The sequence below is a fragment of the Saccharothrix sp. CB00851 genome, assembly GCF_001905065.1.
In the GTDB taxonomy this organism is placed as follows: domain Bacteria; phylum Actinomycetota; class Actinomycetes; order Mycobacteriales; family Pseudonocardiaceae; genus Actinosynnema.
The window spans coordinates 163,960-180,704 of sequence record NZ_LWLC01000008.1 but is presented as its reverse complement, the minus strand read 5'-3'; the positions used below and the strand labels follow the sequence as shown (position 1 = coordinate 180,704).

22 protein-coding genes and 1 pseudogene are annotated in these 16,745 nt (G+C 70.5%); 12 read left to right on the top strand and 11 right to left on the bottom strand.

What is annotated here, in order from left to right:
- Positions 1–451: 451 nt before the first annotated feature.
- Together A6A25_RS10390 and A6A25_RS10385 are read left to right on the top strand one after the other, a co-directional pair.
- The gene (locus A6A25_RS10390) at positions 452–1,408 is read left to right on the top strand and encodes a nuclear transport factor 2 family protein (protein WP_143193061.1); all 957 of its coding nucleotides are present in this window, start codon (positions 452–454) and stop codon (positions 1,406–1,408) included.
- A gap of 179 nt (positions 1,409–1,587) precedes the next feature.
- On the top strand, positions 1,588–2,124 hold the full coding sequence (locus tag A6A25_RS10385; protein WP_241828578.1) for an MmyB family transcriptional regulator: 537 nt from the start codon (positions 1,588–1,590) through the stop codon (positions 2,122–2,124).
- 72 nt (positions 2,125–2,196) lie between these two features.
- On the opposite strand, the gene A6A25_RS10380 is transcribed toward A6A25_RS10385, so the two are convergent.
- Positions 2,197–2,529: a helix-turn-helix domain-containing protein gene (locus A6A25_RS10380; protein WP_073888017.1), complete on the bottom strand. Its 333-nt coding sequence runs from the start codon at positions 2,527–2,529 to the stop codon at positions 2,197–2,199.
- A 163-nt stretch (positions 2,530–2,692) separates the two neighbouring features.
- Between A6A25_RS10380 and A6A25_RS10375 the strand changes: the two genes are divergently transcribed.
- The 7 genes and pseudogenes from A6A25_RS10375 (at position 2,693) to A6A25_RS10350 (ending at position 6,907) form a co-directional block, all read left to right on the top strand.
- Positions 2,693–2,923, top strand: a complete 231-nt coding sequence (locus tag A6A25_RS10375; RefSeq protein WP_073888016.1) for a transcriptional regulator — start codon at positions 2,693–2,695, stop codon at positions 2,921–2,923.
- Between the two features lie 321 nt (positions 2,924–3,244).
- Complete coding sequence (locus A6A25_RS10370; protein WP_073888015.1) at positions 3,245–3,733, top strand: hypothetical protein; 489 nt, start codon at positions 3,245–3,247, stop codon at positions 3,731–3,733.
- Positions 3,734–3,773: 40 nt separating this feature from the next.
- Positions 3,774–4,613 carry a DUF4097 family beta strand repeat-containing protein gene (locus A6A25_RS10365; RefSeq protein ID WP_073888014.1) on the top strand — a complete coding sequence of 280 codons (840 nt, stop codon included), beginning with the start codon at positions 3,774–3,776 and terminating at the stop codon, positions 4,611–4,613.
- 24 nt (positions 4,614–4,637) lie between these two features.
- A complete protein-coding gene (locus A6A25_RS43945; protein WP_073888013.1) occupies positions 4,638–5,822 on the top strand; it encodes a cytochrome P450 in 1,185 nt (394 codons plus the stop codon).
- Positions 5,823–5,832: 10 nt separating this feature from the next.
- Positions 5,833–5,946 (top strand): annotated as a pseudogene (locus A6A25_RS45365) (ABC transporter); the annotation flags it as partial.
- A 22-nt stretch (positions 5,947–5,968) separates the two neighbouring features.
- Positions 5,969–6,403: an ABC transporter permease gene (locus A6A25_RS43940; protein ID WP_158073710.1), complete on the top strand. Its 435-nt coding sequence runs from the start codon at positions 5,969–5,971 to the stop codon at positions 6,401–6,403.
- Positions 6,404–6,574: 171 nt separating this feature from the next.
- Entirely contained in the window at positions 6,575–6,907 is a 333-nt protein-coding gene (locus tag A6A25_RS10350) for an MBL fold metallo-hydrolase (protein WP_198932635.1), read from the top strand.
- 62 nt (positions 6,908–6,969) lie between these two features.
- On the opposite strand, the gene A6A25_RS10345 is transcribed toward A6A25_RS10350, so the two are convergent.
- Positions 6,970–7,512 carry a peroxiredoxin-like family protein gene (locus A6A25_RS10345; RefSeq protein ID WP_143193059.1) on the bottom strand — a complete coding sequence of 181 codons (543 nt, stop codon included), beginning with the start codon at positions 7,510–7,512 and terminating at the stop codon, positions 6,970–6,972.
- Between the two features lie 77 nt (positions 7,513–7,589).
- On the opposite strand from A6A25_RS10345, the gene A6A25_RS10340 reads away from it, so the two are divergent.
- Positions 7,590–8,195, top strand: a complete 606-nt coding sequence (locus tag A6A25_RS10340; RefSeq protein ID WP_073888012.1) for a TetR/AcrR family transcriptional regulator C-terminal domain-containing protein — start codon at positions 7,590–7,592, stop codon at positions 8,193–8,195.
- A 219-nt stretch (positions 8,196–8,414) separates the two neighbouring features.
- On the opposite strand, the gene A6A25_RS10335 is transcribed toward A6A25_RS10340, so the two are convergent.
- From A6A25_RS10335 to A6A25_RS10325, 3 genes are all read right to left on the bottom strand, one after another.
- Positions 8,415–8,726: a hypothetical protein gene (locus A6A25_RS10335; RefSeq protein ID WP_073888011.1), complete on the bottom strand. Its 312-nt coding sequence runs from the start codon at positions 8,724–8,726 to the stop codon at positions 8,415–8,417.
- Positions 8,710–8,949, bottom strand: a complete 240-nt coding sequence (locus A6A25_RS10330; protein WP_073888010.1) for a DUF397 domain-containing protein — start codon at positions 8,947–8,949, stop codon at positions 8,710–8,712. The genes A6A25_RS10335 and A6A25_RS10330 overlap by 17 nt, the downstream gene beginning before the upstream one ends.
- A gap of 130 nt (positions 8,950–9,079) precedes the next feature.
- On the bottom strand, positions 9,080–9,955 hold the full coding sequence (locus A6A25_RS10325) for a helix-turn-helix domain-containing protein (protein ID WP_073888009.1): 876 nt from the start codon (positions 9,953–9,955) through the stop codon (positions 9,080–9,082).
- Between the two features lie 213 nt (positions 9,956–10,168).
- On the opposite strand from A6A25_RS10325, the gene A6A25_RS10320 reads away from it, so the two are divergent.
- Complete coding sequence (locus A6A25_RS10320) at positions 10,169–11,002, top strand: SAM-dependent methyltransferase (RefSeq protein WP_073888008.1); 834 nt, start codon at positions 10,169–10,171, stop codon at positions 11,000–11,002.
- 73 nt (positions 11,003–11,075) lie between these two features.
- Here A6A25_RS10320 and A6A25_RS10315 read toward each other — a convergent pair whose 3' ends face one another.
- From A6A25_RS10315 to A6A25_RS10300, 4 genes are read right to left on the bottom strand one after another with little or no spacing between them, the layout of a single operon-like run.
- Positions 11,076–11,879: an alpha/beta fold hydrolase gene (locus A6A25_RS10315; protein ID WP_073888007.1), complete on the bottom strand. Its 804-nt coding sequence runs from the start codon at positions 11,877–11,879 to the stop codon at positions 11,076–11,078.
- Positions 11,880–11,893: 14 nt separating this feature from the next.
- Positions 11,894–12,520: a DUF998 domain-containing protein gene (locus A6A25_RS10310; RefSeq protein WP_073888006.1), complete on the bottom strand. Its 627-nt coding sequence runs from the start codon at positions 12,518–12,520 to the stop codon at positions 11,894–11,896.
- A complete protein-coding gene (locus A6A25_RS10305; RefSeq protein ID WP_073888005.1) occupies positions 12,517–13,233 on the bottom strand; it encodes an SRPBCC family protein in 717 nt (238 codons plus the stop codon). Before A6A25_RS10305 ends, A6A25_RS10310 begins: the two co-directional genes overlap by 4 nt.
- 2 nt (positions 13,234–13,235) lie before the next feature.
- A complete protein-coding gene (locus A6A25_RS10300) occupies positions 13,236–13,820 on the bottom strand; it encodes an ArsR/SmtB family transcription factor (RefSeq protein ID WP_198932634.1) in 585 nt (194 codons plus the stop codon).
- Positions 13,821–14,071: 251 nt separating this feature from the next.
- Here A6A25_RS10300 and A6A25_RS10295 point away from each other — a divergent pair, with 251 nt between their 5' ends.
- A complete protein-coding gene (locus A6A25_RS10295; protein ID WP_073888004.1) occupies positions 14,072–14,776 on the top strand; it encodes a DUF2306 domain-containing protein in 705 nt (234 codons plus the stop codon).
- On the opposite strand, the gene A6A25_RS10290 is transcribed toward A6A25_RS10295, so the two are convergent.
- Both A6A25_RS10290 and A6A25_RS10285 read right to left on the bottom strand, forming a co-directional pair.
- Positions 14,750–15,241, bottom strand: a complete 492-nt coding sequence (locus tag A6A25_RS10290; protein ID WP_073888003.1) for a methylated-DNA--[protein]-cysteine S-methyltransferase — start codon at positions 15,239–15,241, stop codon at positions 14,750–14,752. The genes A6A25_RS10295 and A6A25_RS10290 overlap by 27 nt on opposite strands.
- Positions 15,242–15,257: 16 nt before the next feature.
- Entirely contained in the window at positions 15,258–16,715 is a 1,458-nt protein-coding gene (locus A6A25_RS10285) for a DNA-3-methyladenine glycosylase 2 (protein WP_073888002.1), read from the bottom strand.
- Positions 16,716–16,745: the final 30 nt, after the last annotated feature.

The following is a 16,745-nucleotide window of genomic DNA, read 5'->3' as shown; positions in this document are numbered from 1 at the left end:
CAAACTCCGCCACCTATACCCCAAGAATTAGCCGCGACAATCTACTAGGCTGCCGGTACGAAACCGCTGGTCAGCACTGTTCCCATCCTTTGGTACTCCCGCCGGGGGCACTCACCTTTCGCCGGGTGAATCAGGCCCTGGCCAGCGGAAACGCGGCCGGGGCTTGATCTTTTCGGTCAGTCGGCGTCAGCCGGCATTCGCCCCCGTCTGCCGCCCTCCGCGAAGCGGCTCCGACCCCGCAGGGAAGGCCTCTTAAGAGGGTCGTGGTGGAGCCTGCTCGACTCGTCACTTCGGGCCGGTACGGGTGGTGGTCACAGAGCCTGGGTTCGGTCGCGACGCGACTGCGGTCGGGTGGTTGCACGGCCGGGTTTACCTCCGAGGTAATCGACACCGCTACGCCTTCCGGGTGAGGGTGATCCCGCGAAGATCGTCCTTGTGAGGGGGGCGTTCGGTGAAGAGGAGAACGGTGGTGGCGGTGGGGGTGCTCGCCTGCACGGTCGCCATGCTGGGTTCAGGTGCCACGAGCATCGCGGAGCAGCCGGCGGGATCCGCCCTTGTGGTGGAGGGCGAGGTCTCATCGAGCGCCCAGGCGTTCATCGACCGGCAGAACCGGTTCGGGGCGATGGAGACCGGTCCCGAGCGGATCGATCTCTACGCGGACGCGATCTTCGACGAGCACAGCACGCTCTGGGAAGCGGCGGGGTCGGTCATCCAGGGCAGGGCGGCGATCCGGGCCGCGATCACGGGCTCGTTGACCAAGCTCCCGTCGTTCCGGATGGGGCCGACCCGGATCGCCGTGGACGGCAACGTCGTCCTCTACGGCGCCCACAACGAGGTCACCGTCCAAGGCAACGCGATCAGCTACCCGGCGATCTACCGGGTGGTGCTCGGCGACGACGGCCGGGTGATCCAGGGGCATCGCTACTACGACCGCTACACCTGGTTCAGCGGCCTGGACCCGGAGTTGGAGAGCTTGTTCGAGGGAGTGCGCGACACCACGGGACGACTCCCCGGGACAGGTGCCGCGCCGGACGACCCGACTGCCAGGGCGGCGGCCTGGAACGCCCGGGATGCCGCGGCGCTGGTCGCGCCGACCGGCAACGCACCGTTGACCGGCACCGGCCTCGGCGACGGCAGGCTGGGCACGCCCGGTGGCAAGGTCACCTACCTGCAACGGTTGTTCGGCAGCGTGACCAGCCTGCACGTCGAGCCCGGCCAGGTCGTGCGAACCCGGGAAGCCGACTACTACGAGTGGTACGGCACGGTGACGACCCCCGACCGCCCGAGCCCGACGTCGTTCGGGATCATCGAGCGGTTCGACCGCCGCAACGGCTGGACGCTCTACTTCGACACGTTGCCGTTGATCGCCGGCCCCGCCAAGGTCGCGGAGCTGTACGGCAGGCTGTGAGCCGACGGGCCGGGCCGCTCCCGCGCGAACGGCCCGGCCCACCACGAGGAGGCCCGCGTGCACACCGCCAGCCGCCCGTTCGGTGACCTGCTGCGCCAGTGGCGGCAACGCCGGCGGTTCAGCCAGCTCGAGCTGGCCATCGACGTCGGCGTGTCCAACGGTCGCTCGACTCGCCGGAGATGGAGCCTGCCCGGGACGTGCTGCACGGCATCCTGTCCGGGCACGAGCCCTACCCGGCCCTCGTCGTCGACCGGCGGTGGAACCTGCTGCTGGCCAACCAGGCCGTCGACCTGCTCCTCGAAGGCGCCGCCCCGGAACTGCTCCGGCCGCCGGTCAACGTCCTGCGGCTGGCCGTGCACCCGAACGAGTTGGCCCGACGACTGGTCAACCCCGACGAGGTGCGCGACCACCTGCTCAACCGGCTGGCCCGCGAGGCCTCCTTGACCGGGGACGCCGAACTGGTCGCCCTGCACGACGAACTCGCCCGGTACGGCACCGCGGTACCCACGCCTTCCGAACCGGCCCACGAGATCGCACTGCCGGTCCGCGTCCGCGACGGCGACCGGGTGCTCAGCTTCCTGAGCACCATCACCACGTTCGGCACCGCCCTGGACGTCGTCCTCGCCGAGCTCACCGTCGAGGCGTTCTACCCGGCCGACCCGCAAACGGTGGAAGCCCTCCACGCTCGCCGGTCGGAGCGGAACCCGGCCTCCTGACACGGCGTCCACGCCGATCGCCTCGCCACCGACCGGCCGGAACGCTCGGGCCGGTCGGTGGCGAGGTGCGGGTCAGGACTTGCGCTTGAGACGGCGGGTCAGTTCGGCGATCAGTTGTTGATCGGTGAGGGCGCCCGGGTCGGGGCTGGCGACGCCGCGCAGGTCGGTCTCCTCGGCGGTGAGCAGTTTGGCGGCCACCATGACTTCCAGTGGGCTCAGGCCGAACGCCTTGGCGACGACGCGGGCGGTGTCGAGCGTCGGGCGTTCGCCCTTCCGCCACGCCGTCAGGCGGCTCCGGTCGAAGCCGGTCTTCTCGGTCAGGTCACCTGTGCTCATCCCTCGGTCGTCCATCTGCTTCTGGACGAAGTCCGACCAGGACGAGTCCGCACTCTCGGCTTTGGTCACGCCGCCATGGTACGTGCGCGCACGCAACGCGGGTTGCGCACTCCCCCCAGGTGCCGCTGACCTGCACGTTGTGCCCACACAACGTTAGTTGCGCTTACGAAACAGAATGCCTAGCGTTGTGAGCACACAACTTGCGTTAGGTGTGCACAACACGAGGCAGGCCATGCCGAACACGATCAAGCTCCGCACCGATGTCTTCACCAAGGCCGCCCGCCTCGCCGGGTTCCGGTCGGATTACGCGCTGGCCAAGGCGATGGATGTGAACCGCTCCACGGTCGCGCGCGTCCTCAGCGGTGAGCTCCAGCCCGGCCCGGCGTTCATCGGCGGTGCGTTGACGGCGCTCGCGCCGATGCAGTTCGACGACCTCTTCGAGATCGTCCCCAGCCGGCGGTGACGACGGCGATCACCACGCCGGCACCCCGAACGGGGAAGGAAGTCTGCATGTTCGGCCGTACCCGATCCGGTGACACTCGTGATCATGAGAGGCGGCGGACCGCGAACGACCTGGGCTATTCCATCTCACGGATCGCGAAAGGCGTCCGAACGGGTGGAGTAAATCATCACCGGGACCAGTGGTCCGCATTTCTCGGGCATCACTCGACCGGGTGGAATTTCATGATCGACAACGTGGCGACGCACCATCGCCACCCGATGCGCCGCTGCCGTGACGCCATCCTGACTTGCGATAGCGCCACTGTGGTGCCATAGTGGTGCCATGGACTTGACACCGTATGTCGACAACCTCCGTCGGGAGCTCGCCACCGCCGCCGAGGCGGGTGGCGCGGAGGCACGGGCCCTGGCCGAACGGCTCGCCGCCCCGTTGGCGTCGGCGGTGCGGTTGACGCTGCTGGAAGCCTTGTCCACGGCCATGGACGAGATCACCCGTGAGCTGGCCCCCGGCTCGGTCGACGTGCGGCTGCGCGGTCGCGACCCCGAGTTCGTCGTCTCGGTGCCTGATGATGCCACGTCGAGCCAGGATGGTGCCACAGAGCTGCCGCCGGTGGTGTCCGACGAGGGCCCGGTCGCGCGGATCAACCTGCGGCTGCCGGAGCCCCTGAAGGTCCGGGTCGAGGAGGCCGCGAGCCGGGAGGGCATCTCCACCAATGCCTGGCTGGTGCGGGCCGCCGCCGCCGCGCTCGGCCACGGCACCCGCACCCCGTCCCGCACCTCGGCCGCCCAGCGCTACACCGGCTGGGTCCGCTAGCAGCGCAAACGTCCACCAGACCCACTCCAAGGGAACAGCCATGCCTTCGTTCGCCACGCCCGGACCCATCTCGCTCACCCTCGACCTGGTCAGCGGCACCGCCCTGATCACCGCCGCCGACCGCGACGACACCGCGGTCGAGGTCAGCCCCGGCGACCCCGACAGCGCCAACGACGTCAAAGCCGCCGAGGGCACCGAGGTCGACTTCACCGCGGGCCGCCTCACCGTCAAGACACCCAGGAACCGCAGCATCTTCGGCAGGCCCGGCTCGGTCGCCGTCGTCGTGCGGCTGCCCACCGGCTCGACCGTCGTCGCCAAGGGCTCGCTCGCCGACTTCGACACCGAGGGCACGTTGGGCGAGTGCCGCTTCACCACGTCCGCGGGCAACCTCCGGCTGGCGGACACGGGTCCGCTCAAGGCGAGCACGTCCAGCGGTGACGTGCTGGTCGGCCGCGTCACCGGCCGGGCCGAGCTGTCGACCGGCTCGGGCGAGTTGCGCGTCGGCACGCTCGACGGCCCCGGCACGGTCAAGAACTCCAACGGCCTGACCTGGATCGGCGAGGTCACCGGCGACCTGAAGGTCAACGCCGCCAACGGCGACATCCACGTCGGGCACGCCGCCGCCGACGTGCGCGCCGGCACCGCCAACGGCCACATCCGCGTCACCGAGGTCGTGCGCGGCACGCTGGAGATGCAGACCAAGTCCGGCGAGCTGGAGGTCGGCATCCGCGAGGGCACGGCCGCCTGGCTCGACGTGCGCTCGACCGCCGGCCGCGTGCGCAACGAGCTGACGGGCACCGACACCCCGGGCGACGCCGAGGAGCGGGTGGAGGTCCGCGCCCGCACGTACCTGGGGAACATCCTCATCCACCGCTCGTAACCACACCTGGCACGCACAATTCCTATGGGGGAAACGACAATGTGGGACACCAACCCGCAGCAGTTCTGGCTGCGCGGAGAACGGCCCGAGCACGCCGTCGCCTACGACGAGCAGCTGGGCTTCTGGAACGTCTACGGCCACCCGGAGGCCACCGAGGTCCTGGGCGACTGGGCCCGGTTCTCGTCCGACACGTCCCGGCTGCTGCCCGCGGTCGACCAGTCGCTCAACGACGGCAACATCATCCAGCTCGACCCGCCGGAGCACCGCAAGCTGCGCCGCCTGGTCAGCCACGCGTTCACGCCGAAGGTCGTGGCCGACCTGGAGACCCGCATCACCGAGCTGACCCACGAGCTGCTCGACGACGTCACCGGTGACGACTTCGAGCTGGTCCGCGACCTCGCCTACCCGTTGCCGGTGATCGTGATCGCCGAGTTGCTGGGCGTGCCGAGCGACGACCGCCACCTGTTCAAGGCGTGGGTCGACAAGCTGTTCGAGAGCACCAACCAGTTCTCGCTCAAGGACGACGAGGCCAAGCAGCGGGAGGGCATCCGCGACAGCGTCGAGAACTTCCGGCCGATGCTGGACTACCTGGGCGAGCACGCCGCGCGGTGCCGCCGCACCCCGCGCCCCGGCCTGCTCAACGACCTCGTCCAGGCCGAAGTGGACGGTGAGCGCCTCACCGACGCCCAGGTGGTGAACTTCGCCGCCGTGCTGCTGGTGGCGGGCCACATCACGACCACCATGCTGCTCGGCAACACCGTGCTGGCCCTGGACGCGTACCCGGACCAGCTCGCGAAGGTCCGCGGAGACCGGGCGCTCGTCCCGGCCGCGATCGAGGAGTCGCTGAGGTTCCTCACCCCGTTCGCGGCGGTCGCGCGGGTCACGAACAAGCCGGAGACGCTCGGCGGCCTGGAGATCCCGGCCGACCAGATGCTGCTGCTGTGGGTCGGCGCGGCCAACCGGGACCCGCGCCAGTTCGCGAACCCGGACGTCCTCGACGTCACCCGCGACCCCAACCCGCACCTGGGCTTCGGCCGCGGCATCCACTTCTGCCTCGGCGCGCCGCTGGCCAGGCTCGAAGGGCGGCTCGCGCTGAACGTCCTGCTCGACCGCTTCCCGCGGCTGCGCACGGACCCCGACCGGCGGCCGACGTTCATGCCGTCACCGAACCTGACCGGCGTGCAGTCCCTGCCGCTGCTCACCGACTAGGAGGACCACCATGGCGATCACGGCCACCGGTCTGCGCAAGTCCTACGGCGACCACGTCGTGCTCGACGGCCTCGACCTGCGGGTGCCGCGCGGCACGGTGTTCGCGCTGCTCGGCCCCAACGGCGACCGGGCAGGCGCTGAGCAGCGTGCTCAACACGGTCGTCAGCCTCGCGCTGGTGATCGGCGTGGCCGCGCTGACCGGGTTCCGCCCGACGGCGGGCTTCGCCGACTGGCTGGCCGCGGCCGGGCTGCTGGTGCTGCTGGCCCTCGCGTTCACCTGGTTGGGCATCGCGTTCGGCCTGGCCGCGAAGACGCCCGCGGGCGCGAACAGCTCGTCGCTGCCGCTGCAGTTCCTGCCGTTCGTGAGCAGCGCGTTCGTGCCGACCGACTCGATGTCGAGCGGGCTGGCGTGGGTGGCGGAGCACCAGCCGTTCACGCCGATCATCGACACCCTGCGCGGGCTGCTCGTCGGCACGCCGATCGGTGACAGCGGGTACTGGGCGGTCGGCTGGTGCCTGGCCCTCACCGTCATCGGTTACGCCTGGTCACGGGCCCTGTTCAACCGCGACCCGTCACGCTGAGCTTAACACCGCGTTACTATCGGTGAGTGCGACCACTGGCTCCCGGTGTGCACCAACTGCTCGGACGTCCTCCACACATGGTGAACGCCTACCTGGTGGAGGACGTCCTCGTGGACGCGGGCACCACGGCGGCACGGCGGCGGATCACCGGCAGCTGGACAACCGTTCCGGATGAGGATGCCCGCGCCGCACCCGGTCGCCCGCGGGTTGGTCGAGGGCGACGAGGTCGCCGGGTTCACCGTGCTCGACGTGCCCGGCCACTCGCCCGGCCACATCGCGCTGTGGCGCGACCACGACGGCGTGCTGCTCTGCGGCGACGTGTTCGTCAACGTGCTGCGGCTCGGCCCGCCGCCGAAGTTCCTCAGCTACGACGACCGGCGGAACCGGTCGGCGATGCGCCGGCTCGCCGAGCTGCGGCCGAAGCTGGTGCTGTTCGGCCACGGACCCCCGCTGCGCGATCCCGACCGGCTGCTGCGGCTGGTGCGGGGCTCCTCCCGGCGGTGACGGAGCCCCTGGTCGAACGCCTGTTCGATTTTTCCACAGCTGGGGACAAGCCTGTGGACAACTCAGTCCTGCCTGGTCAGCGCCTGTGCGTGGGTGAGCAGTTCGTCCACCGACCACTGGTCGTAGGCGTGTTGTCCACGCTTCTCCGCGACGACCGTGCCGTCCGGCGCGATGAGGAAGTCAACGGGCAGGCCGAGCCTGCCGCCCTCCGCCTTGGGCAGCGGACGACGACCGCGCAGCACCGGGCCGAGGTCGCGGAGGGTGCCCCACACCATCGCACCCCACGCCCGCGGGTCGAGCACCGAACGCGGCGCGGACTCCACGCCGAACTCCACGTACAGCCGCTTCTCCGGGTCGCCGACCACGGCGAACGGCAGGTCGGCGGCGTGCGGGCGCAGTTCGGCGGCCGAGGAGTGGAACACGACCACCTCGGTGACGCCGTGCGCGGTGATCTCGTCGTGCCGCTGGACGATCGACCGCAGGTGCAGGTTGCACACCGGGCAGCCGGCGAAGCGGCGGAACTGCAGGTGCACGAGTCGTTGCGGGTCCGGCACCCGCACCGTGCCGCCGAGCACGGTGTCCCATTCACGTGGACTGATCTTCACGGTTCCCCCTGAGCGACCGTAGGCGTGTGCTGTACGCTCACCCAAGCTATGTGCGTAACTTGTACGCTGTCAAGGCCATGCCACGCCCGAAGTCGCTCACCACGTCCGCGCTCGCCGCCGCGACGCTCGCCGTCCTGGACCGGGACGGCCTGGCCGCGTTGTCGATGCGCGCCGTCGCGGCGGAGCTGGGCATGGGCACGATGTCGCTGTACCGGTACGTCGCCGACCGGGACGCGCTGGAAGCCCTGGCGGTCGAGCACATGATGTCGCGAGTGGACACCGCGCCGCCGAAGGCGTTGTGGGACAAGCAGATCGCGGTCCTGGTGGAACGGATCCGCGCGGCGATCGCCGCGCACCCCAACGCCGTGCCGCTCACGATGGCGCACCGGCACCGGTGCCCGAGCCTGCTGCGCTGGTCGGAGTCCGTGCTGGAGGTGCTCACCCGGGCCGGTTTCACCGGGGAGCAGCGGGTGATCGCGTTACGCGCGCTGCTGGCCTACCTGATCGGCGCGACCGAGATCGAGCACCGCGGCCCGCTGTCGAGCCTGGGCACCGAGGCGATGGCCGCGATGGACGAGTACCCGCTGCTGGCCGAGACCGCCGCGACCGCGCGGACGATCACGCTCGACATCGAGTTCCGCCGCGGCCTGGACGTGGTGCTCAGCGGTCTGCGCCGCCCCTGACCAGCCGTTCCGAGGTTTCGCGGTGGTGTGCCGGCGCGGAGACCGAAGCCGACCTCGGTCTCCGCGCCGGTACGCGACGAACACGGAGTTGCGCTCCGAGCGTGGCGTCGACAGATCCGGCGCGGAGTCGACTCCCGCTGCGTCTCCAGGTCAGGTTCGCCGATGAGAGGGCTCGCCCCTCTCGTCCCGTCCGCCACCGCGGAAGCGGACGGGAAGCCATCACGCTGTTCGGTCGTCGTCGTCCGGGAGGTCGAGCAGCTCTTCGAGCACGTGCGTGGCAGGCCCACGGCGGCGCCACGAGAAACGGCTGGGCGACAGGACGTTCACCTCGTCGGCGGGCATCCGCATCGCCACCACGTCGTCCTCGGTGTGCAGGCGCACCACGTCGATCACCGCGTCGTGCGCCCGCACCCCCACCACCGCCGCCAGCTCGCCCCTGGCGTCGCGCGGGTGGAGGAACTGGAATCCCCGTGCGATCAGCTCGCGGAGCTGGAACGTCGTCCGCGAGGGGAGATCAGTGGACGAGGTCATCGAACTCCCCGTCCCTGGCCCCGGCCACGAAAGCGGCCAGCTCCGCCCGCGTGTAGACCAGCGCGGGGCCCTCGGGGAACCGGGAGTTGCGCATCGCGATGTCACCACCGTCGAGCGCGGCGACCTCGACGCAGTTGCCGATCGCGTCGCTGTAGGAGCTCTTGGTCCACGTGACGCCCTTAAGGTCGGCCGCGGACATGCCGTTGAGAACCTCGGTGGCCATGCGCTCACCCTCCAAGCCGGCAGATGCATCTGCATGTGCATCCGGTTGTGTACGGAACGTAGCACCGGACGATGCACGGGTAAATGCACGTGCAGATGCGGAGCGTGAATCCCACCCGGTCGGACGACAGCTAGAGCTCCGCCCGCCGTTTGGCGAGCATCTGCCGGCTCCGATCGGGTGTCTCGGCGTCCACCGTGAGGCGGTCGAAGACCCGGCTGTAGATCTCCAGCTCTTCGAGTTTGTCCAGGTAGAGGGCACCGGCGAGGTGTTCGAGGTAGACGATGTCCGGCAGGTCGGGTTCACCGAACCTGAGCATCGCGAAGGGACCCTTCGCCGCGTAACCGGCCAACGGGAACGGCACTATCTGGAGGGTGATCGGCCCGTCCTTGGTCACGCTGAGCAAGTATTCGAGCTGGTTGAGCAGGACCTGACGGCCGCCGATGGCCCGGTAGAGCACCGATTCGTCGATCACGGCCCACACTCTCGGGGCACCCGGCCGGGCCAGGATCCGCTGCCGCTGCATCCGCAAGGACACCCGCCGCCGCACCTCGGGCGTCACCAGCTCGGGCCGACCGTGGCTCGCGATCGCCGTGGCGTACTCCTCGGTCTGCAGCAGGCCGGGCACGAACTGCGTCTCGTAGATCAGGATCCGCGACGCGGCCTCTTCCAGGCCGACGTAGTCGTGGAACCAGTCCGGCATCAGGTCGGTGAAGCGGTGCCACCAGCCCGGTTCGTTGGACCGGCGGACCATGCCGAGGAACTTCGCCCGCTCGTCGGCGTCGCTGACGCCGTACATGGTCAGCAGGTCGTTCACGTCGCGTTCCTTCAGGCCGACGCGACCGAGCTCCATCCGGCTGATCTTCGACTCCGAGCCGCGGATGGTGTAGCCCGCGTCCGCCCGGCTGATCTCGGCGGCCTCTCGCAGCCTGCGCAACTGCGCGCCGAGCACGATCCTCAGCGCGGTCGGACCGCTCTCCCTCTCCGGCGTGGACTCGTCCGTCGCCATCGCCGTTCCTCCCGACCGTCGTGCCTGCCCCACCCGATCAGCGGTTGCGCCCGAGGAGGGCTGACTCGCATCGTCACTGAACGTACACCCATGATCTTGCCCGGACAGCGGCACGAGCCTCACTCACACATTGAGCCCATACCCTTACGCTGACCGGACTGTGACGCGGTGCACACAACATCACTCCCATCCCCGTAATGCGAGGTCACCACAATGCCGGGTACGTCCTCGGACGCCGCCGCCCCCGTCTACATCGACACCACCAAGGCCAGCATCGCCAGGGTGTACGACGCCTTCCTCAACGGCAAGGACAACTACGAGATCGACCGCGAGGTGCTGCGCCGGGTGCAGCAGGTCGCGCCGGAAGCGGCCACCCTGGCGGTGGACAACCGCAGCTTCCTGATCCGCGCCACCAGGTTCGTCGCCAGCCAGACGGGGATCAACCAGTTCCTCGACTGCGGCTCCGGGTTGCCCACCGCGGAGAACACGCACCAGGTGGCCCAGCGGATTAACCCGGATGCCCGAGTCGTGTACGTCGACAACGACCCAGTGGTACTGGCACACGGCCGGGCGCTGCTGGAGGAGAACGACCAGACCCACTTCTCCGCGGCCGACATCTTCAACCCGCGCGAGATCCTCAACGACTCGGTCGTGCGCAAGCACATCGACTTCACCGAGCCGCTGGCGCTGTTCCAGCTGGGCACGCTGCACCACTACAACGGCGACTCGCCCACGTCCGCCGAGATCATGGCCGAGTACATCGAGGCCCTGCCGTCCGGCTCGTACGTGGCGATCTCGCACTTCCTCGACCCGGAGACCGAGGAGCACTCCGCCATCGCGCGGCGGATGGAGCAGACGTTCCTGCACTCGCCGATGGGCAGCGGGAAGTTCATCACGATGGGCGAGCTGCTGGAGCTGTTCCACGGCTTGGAGCTGGTCGAGCCGGGCCTGGTGATCTGCGCGGACTGGTGGCCGGACGGCCCGCGGCTCAAGGAGCTCGACGCGGTGAGCTACTGCATCGCGGGCGCGGTGGGCCGCAAGCCCTGAGGGCCGTCGCACGCGACGGTGGTGGACGGGGAAGTTCCCGCCCACCACCAGGTTCCGCGCGCCCTCGGCGGGTTCAGCGCGGGCCGTCGAAGAAGTCGACCAGCACCGGAACCGTCGCCTTGGGCTTGACCATGTGGGTCTGGCCGGGCAGGACGGTCAACTCGCCGTGCGGCAACGCCGACGCCAGGTGCCGCTGGGCGTTGCGCATGTACTCGGGGCTCTTGCCGCCGGCGATCACCAGGGCGGGCACGTCCGCGCCGGCCCACCGGTCGGCGGGCGGGAGCGTGCCGCGCTGGAACTCGCCGGTCAGCGCGAAGTCGTTCGGCAACGTGTGCGCGACGGCCTTGAGCTTGGTCCACATCGGCATCAGGGGCATGACCGCGATGAAGAACCCGGGCGTGCCGACGTACCGCATGAACAGCTTGATCGCGTCGCCCCGGCGGCCCTCACCGACCGCGCGCTCCACCCGTGCGGGCAGGTCGGGGTCCATGGGCGCACGGGTGCCGTCCACCACCATCGGCGACTCGTAGATCGCGATCCGCTCGGCGTTCACGCCCCGGTGCGCGGCCTCGGCGACCAGCGTGCCACCCGACGACATGCCGAACAGGTGCGCCGAGCCGCCCGCCTCCTCGATCAGCGCGGCGATGTCCTCGACCTCGCGTTCCACGTCGTACGGCGCGGTGCCGCCGCCGCTCTCGCCCCGGCCGCGCCGGTCGTAGGTGTAGACGGTGAAGTGCTCGGCCAGCGCGTCGGCCAGGGCCTTGGAGGGGCCGAAGGCCCGGTAGCACATCGCGCCGTCGACGATGATCAACGCCGGTCCGGACCCGCGGCGCGTGAGGGCGATCGCGGTGCCGTCCTTGGAAACGACCTGTCCCATGGTTGTCCTGTCCTTCAGATCTCGGAGCGCAGCTTGGCGGCGACGGCAGAGGCCCACAGCCAGGCCACGACGGCCGCGGGGTACAGCAGGGTGGTGCCGAGTCCGGTGCCCATGAAGGGCAGCGGCACCAGCGACAGCACGCCGGCCGCCACGCTCGCCCGTGCCCACGGGCCGTTCAGCTTTCGGGCGAGCACGAAGAACGCGGCCACCAGGGCGGGGAACGCGGCGAAGAACGCCACGCCGTGCAGCACGCCGTGCCACGAGAGCGTCGCCGGTTGGCCTTCGGGGGCGCCGGCCGGGAAGCCGAACGCCGGGTCGGCCACGAACACGCCGCCGCCGATCATGCCGATGGCGAAGATCCCGACGAGGACCGGTACCACCCGGCCGACCTTCCCGATGCGGCGCAGGCCGACGGCGGAGGCGAGGAAGAGCAGTCCACAGAGGACGAAGTTCGCGATCTGGAGCCAGCCGCCCTCACCCAGGGACAGGAAGCTGAACGGGTGACGGGTCAGGTCGAAGCCCTCGCGGGTGAACGCCTGGGCGAAGCCGGTGACCAGGTAGAGCGGGCCGGCCAGGACGCCGCAACCCAGCAGCAGCCGGGTGGTGTCGGTGTCGGTGCGGGTGGATCGCAGGGTGGTCATGCGAGGTCTCCCATCCAAGTCGACCACGTCCGCTCGTCGCGGTGGTCGTCGGTGAACACGTGGTGCATGGCGATCACGACGCCGGGCATGCCCTGGAAGAAGCGGTACATCGCGTCGGCCGTGCGGACGCCGACCGTCTGGGCGTTGGCGAAGTAGACGACGCCGCTCTCACCGTCGAGGGTGACGTGGTCGCCGGTTTTCGGGGCGTGGTCGAGGCTGAGCTTGCGGCCGAGCTTCGGCCACAGGGCGGGCCAGTCGGTGACGGGCGGGCCGAACGCGGTGAGCGGGCGGGCGGTGCGGCCGGCGAAGTGGCGCAGGTAGGTGACGAGGGTCTGCCAGAACATCTCGCCGCCCGCGGTCATGGCCTCGTACTCGTTCTCCCAGTCGTCGCCGGGCAGGAAGCCGCTCGCGACCATGCGCAGGACCGTGCTGCCGTGGTCGCGGCCCTCGACCAGGAACTCGTAGGCGACGAACCGGCCGTCGGGCTCCTTCTCGCCGCCGTAGGCCAGGTGCTTGCCGGGTTCCCAGGCGGTGATCGGGTGGGCCGGCTGGTAGCCGCCGAACGCCTGGCGGACCACGGCTCCGGGCTCGACGTCGTTCGCGCCCATGAACCAGGAGTCGATGCCGGGGCCGGTGGCGATGGCCTCCCAGACCTGCTCCGGCGTCACGCCGTCCAGCTCGACCTCGTTGACGCCTTCGAACGCGTGACCCATCGTCACTCCTTCGGGATGCTCGGGTGGACGGCGACGACGACGCGGTGCGCACGTCCGCCGGCCGCGGCTTCGTCGTGGTACTTGGCGACCAGGGCGGTGACGGCGGTGGTCAGCTCCTCGGCGAACGCCGCGCGGTCGGCGGCGGTGGCGAAGCGGACCTCGCCGTCCAGCGCGAAGGTGGCGACCTTCTTGCCCGCGTTGGTCGCGCCGGTGATGAGGTTGCCGACGTCGCGGACCAGCCGTGCGGCGACGGCCAGCAGCCAGCGGGCCGACAGGCGGTCGGGTGCGCGTTCCGGGTCGGGCTGGACGGCGGCCAGCGCCGTGGGCGAGATGACGTAGGACGCGGCGGTGGCGCGCATGACGCGTTCGGTCATGTTGCCCTTGCGGCGTTCCTCGGCCAGCTCCACCAGCCCGTGCTGCTCCAGCGTGCGCAGGTGGTAGTTCACCTTTTGCCGGGGCAGGCCGATCTTCGCCGCCAGCATGGTCGCCGAGCTCGGCTCGGCCAGTTCGGCCAACAACCTCGCCCGCACCGGGTCCAACGAGACCTCGGCCACCGCCGGGTCCTCGATCACTGCCACGTCCAACATGCCCAAACCCTCCCACCGACAACTCAATCTGTCAAGACAAACTTTCTCGTCGGTGGCGAGAGTCCAACGCCCAGAGCGCGAGAGTCCAACGCTCAGGCACCCCGAGTTCAACGCTCGGCCCGAACACCGTTAGGCGCGAGTGTTGAACTCGGGGTGCGTGAACGTACGACTCTCGGGCGCTGAGCGTTCGACTCTCGCGGTTGTGCGTGGTTGGTGCGTGGGTTGTCAGTGGGGGTGGGGAGGGTGCGGGCATGGGGAAAGTGCAGTGGTTTCGGCGGCCCTGGGTGGCGCCGTTCGCGTTCGTGGTGTCGGTGTTCGTGGCGTTCTCGTTGCCGCCGTACCTGACGTTGGACCCGGCGTTGTCGCGGGTGCCGGAGGCCGAGGGGTACTCGTGGCACTACGCGGTGCTGGTGGCGCACGTGGTGTTCGGGTCGGTGGCGATCCTGACCTGCGTGGTGCAGGTGTGGCCCTGGTTCCGGCAGCGGTACCCGGTGGCGCACCGGGTGGTCGGCCGGGTCTACGTGTTCGGCGGGGTGCTGCCCGGCGGGGTGACGGCGGTGGCGATCGGCGCGGTCTCGCCGTTCGGGCCGCTCAACCAGGCCGGCAACGTGCTCATGGGCACGTTGTGGCTGGTGTTCACCGTGGTCGGGTTCCGGATGGCGCGGCAGCGCCGGTTCGTCGACCACCGTCGGTGGATGATCCGCAGCTTCGCCCTCACCGCGTCGATCATGAGCAACCGGATCTGGGCGGTGGTCGCCGCGATCACGCTGTCACCGCAGCTCGACACGACGTTCGGCGGCAGCGAGGTCGCGCTGCTGCAGACGGTCTCCGGCCTGGCCGCGTGGCTGGGCTGGGTGGTGCCGCTGCTGATCGCCGAGTGGTGGCTGGAACGCGGTGACGCCCGCAAGCGCCGACAGCGGGCGGGCAGGTCAGAGCGGCAGCAGGTAGGGGTCTGACCCCCGCTCCAAGTCGAGCAGCTGACGCTTGCGCGCCAACCCGCCGCCGTACCCGGTGAGGTCGCCGTTCGCGCCGACCACCCGGTGGCACGGCAGGATGATCCCGATCGGGTTGCGACCGTTGGCCAGCCCGACCGCTCGCGCCGCCGACGGACGGCCCAGCCGCTGCGCGAGCTCCCCGTACGTCACGGTCTCGCCGTACGGGATCTCGCCCAGCGCCCGCCACACGGTGCGCTGGAACGGCGTCCCGATCGGGTCCAGCGGCAGGTCGAACTCCGTGCGCGTGCCGGCGAAGTACTCGGCCAGCTGCGTGATCACGTCCCCGAAGGGCGAGGGGTCTTCGGGGCCGAACGTGTCGTCGGCCGGCCGGTACCGCTGCTCGGTCATGTACAGCCCGGACAGCACGTCGTCGTGCGCGACCAGCGTGAGCGGTCCGACGGGGCTGTCCACGGTGGTGTGGCTCATCGGGTGGGACGTCCCTTCAGGCGGGCAGCCGGTTGACCGCGTGGTCACCGGTGGCCCAGAGGTACTGGACGGCGTACGCCCGCCACGGGCGCCACGCCTGGGCACGCCGCACCAGGGCGGCGGGTGTGCCGGGCAGGCCGAGGGTGCGCGCGGCGATGCGGATGCCGAGGTCGGTGGAGATGAACGCGTCCGGGTCGCCGAGCGCCCGCATCGCGATCACCTCCACCGTCCACGGCCCGAACCCGGGCAGCGCCGACAGGTCGGCGCGCGCCTTCTCCCAGTCCGCGCCGACCCCGAGGTCGAGCGAACCGTCGGCCAGCGCCTCCACCAGCGCGCGGAACGCGATCTTGCGCGCCTGCGGCATGGCCAGCACGGACGGGTCCAGCGACGCCAGCGCCTCGGGCGTCGGGAACAGGTGGGTCAACCCGTGGTCGGTGATCGGCTCGCCCGCCGCGAGCACCAGCCGACCGGCGTGGGTGCGGGCGGCGGCCGTGGACACCTGCTGCCCGAGCACGGCGCGCACCGCGAACTCGGCGGCGTCCACCGTGCCGGGCACCCGCCGCCCGGGACCCGCGTCGACCACGGGCCTGAGCAGCGGGTCGGAGCGCAACTGGTCGTCGACGGCGACCGGGTCGGCGTCGAGGTCGAGCATCCGTCGGCACCGGGCGATGGCGATCGACAGGTCGCGCAGGTCGCTCACCGAGAGCTTGCACGCCACGTGGTCGTCCTGCGGTGTCAGCGACACGACCCCGTGCCCGTGCGGCAGCCGCAACGTCCGCCGGAACGCGCCGTCACGCCACTCCTCCACCCCCGGCACACCGGTCGCGGCGAGGTGGCCGAACAGGTTGTCCGGCCGCAGCGGCACGCGGAACGGCAGCCGCAGCGACAGCACGCCCGGGGTGTCCGGCGCGGGACGCCGGCGCGTGCGCAGGTCCGTCGGCGACAGCCCGAACACCTCGCGCACCGTCTCGTTGAACGCCCGCACGCTGGCGAAACCGGCCGCCAACGCGACCTCCGCCATGGGCAGCGCGGTCGTCTCGATGAGCAGCCGGGCGGTCTGCGCGCGCTGCGCCCTGGCCAGTGCCAGCGGCCCCGCGCCCAGCTCGGCCAGCAGCATCCGTTCCACCTGCCGCACGCTGTAGCCCAAGCGGACGGCCAGCCCGGGCACGCCCTCTCGGTCCACCACGCCGTCCGCGATCAGCCGCATGGCCTTCGCCACCGAGTCCGCGCGGTGGTTCCACAGCGGAGAACCGGGTGACGCGTCGGGCCGGCACCTCTTGCAGGCGCGGAATCCCGCTTGTTGCGCCGCCGCCGCACTCGGGTAGAACCGCATGTTCCCGTCCTTGGCGGGCGGGACCGGACAACTCGGTCGACAATAGATCCGGGTGGTGAGGACCGCGGTGAAGAACCACCCGTCGAACCGGGCGTCTTTCGACCGCACGGCCCGGACACAACGTTCCGCGTCTTCGTGCACGGCACCAGCATCGGTCAACGCGCGACCCCG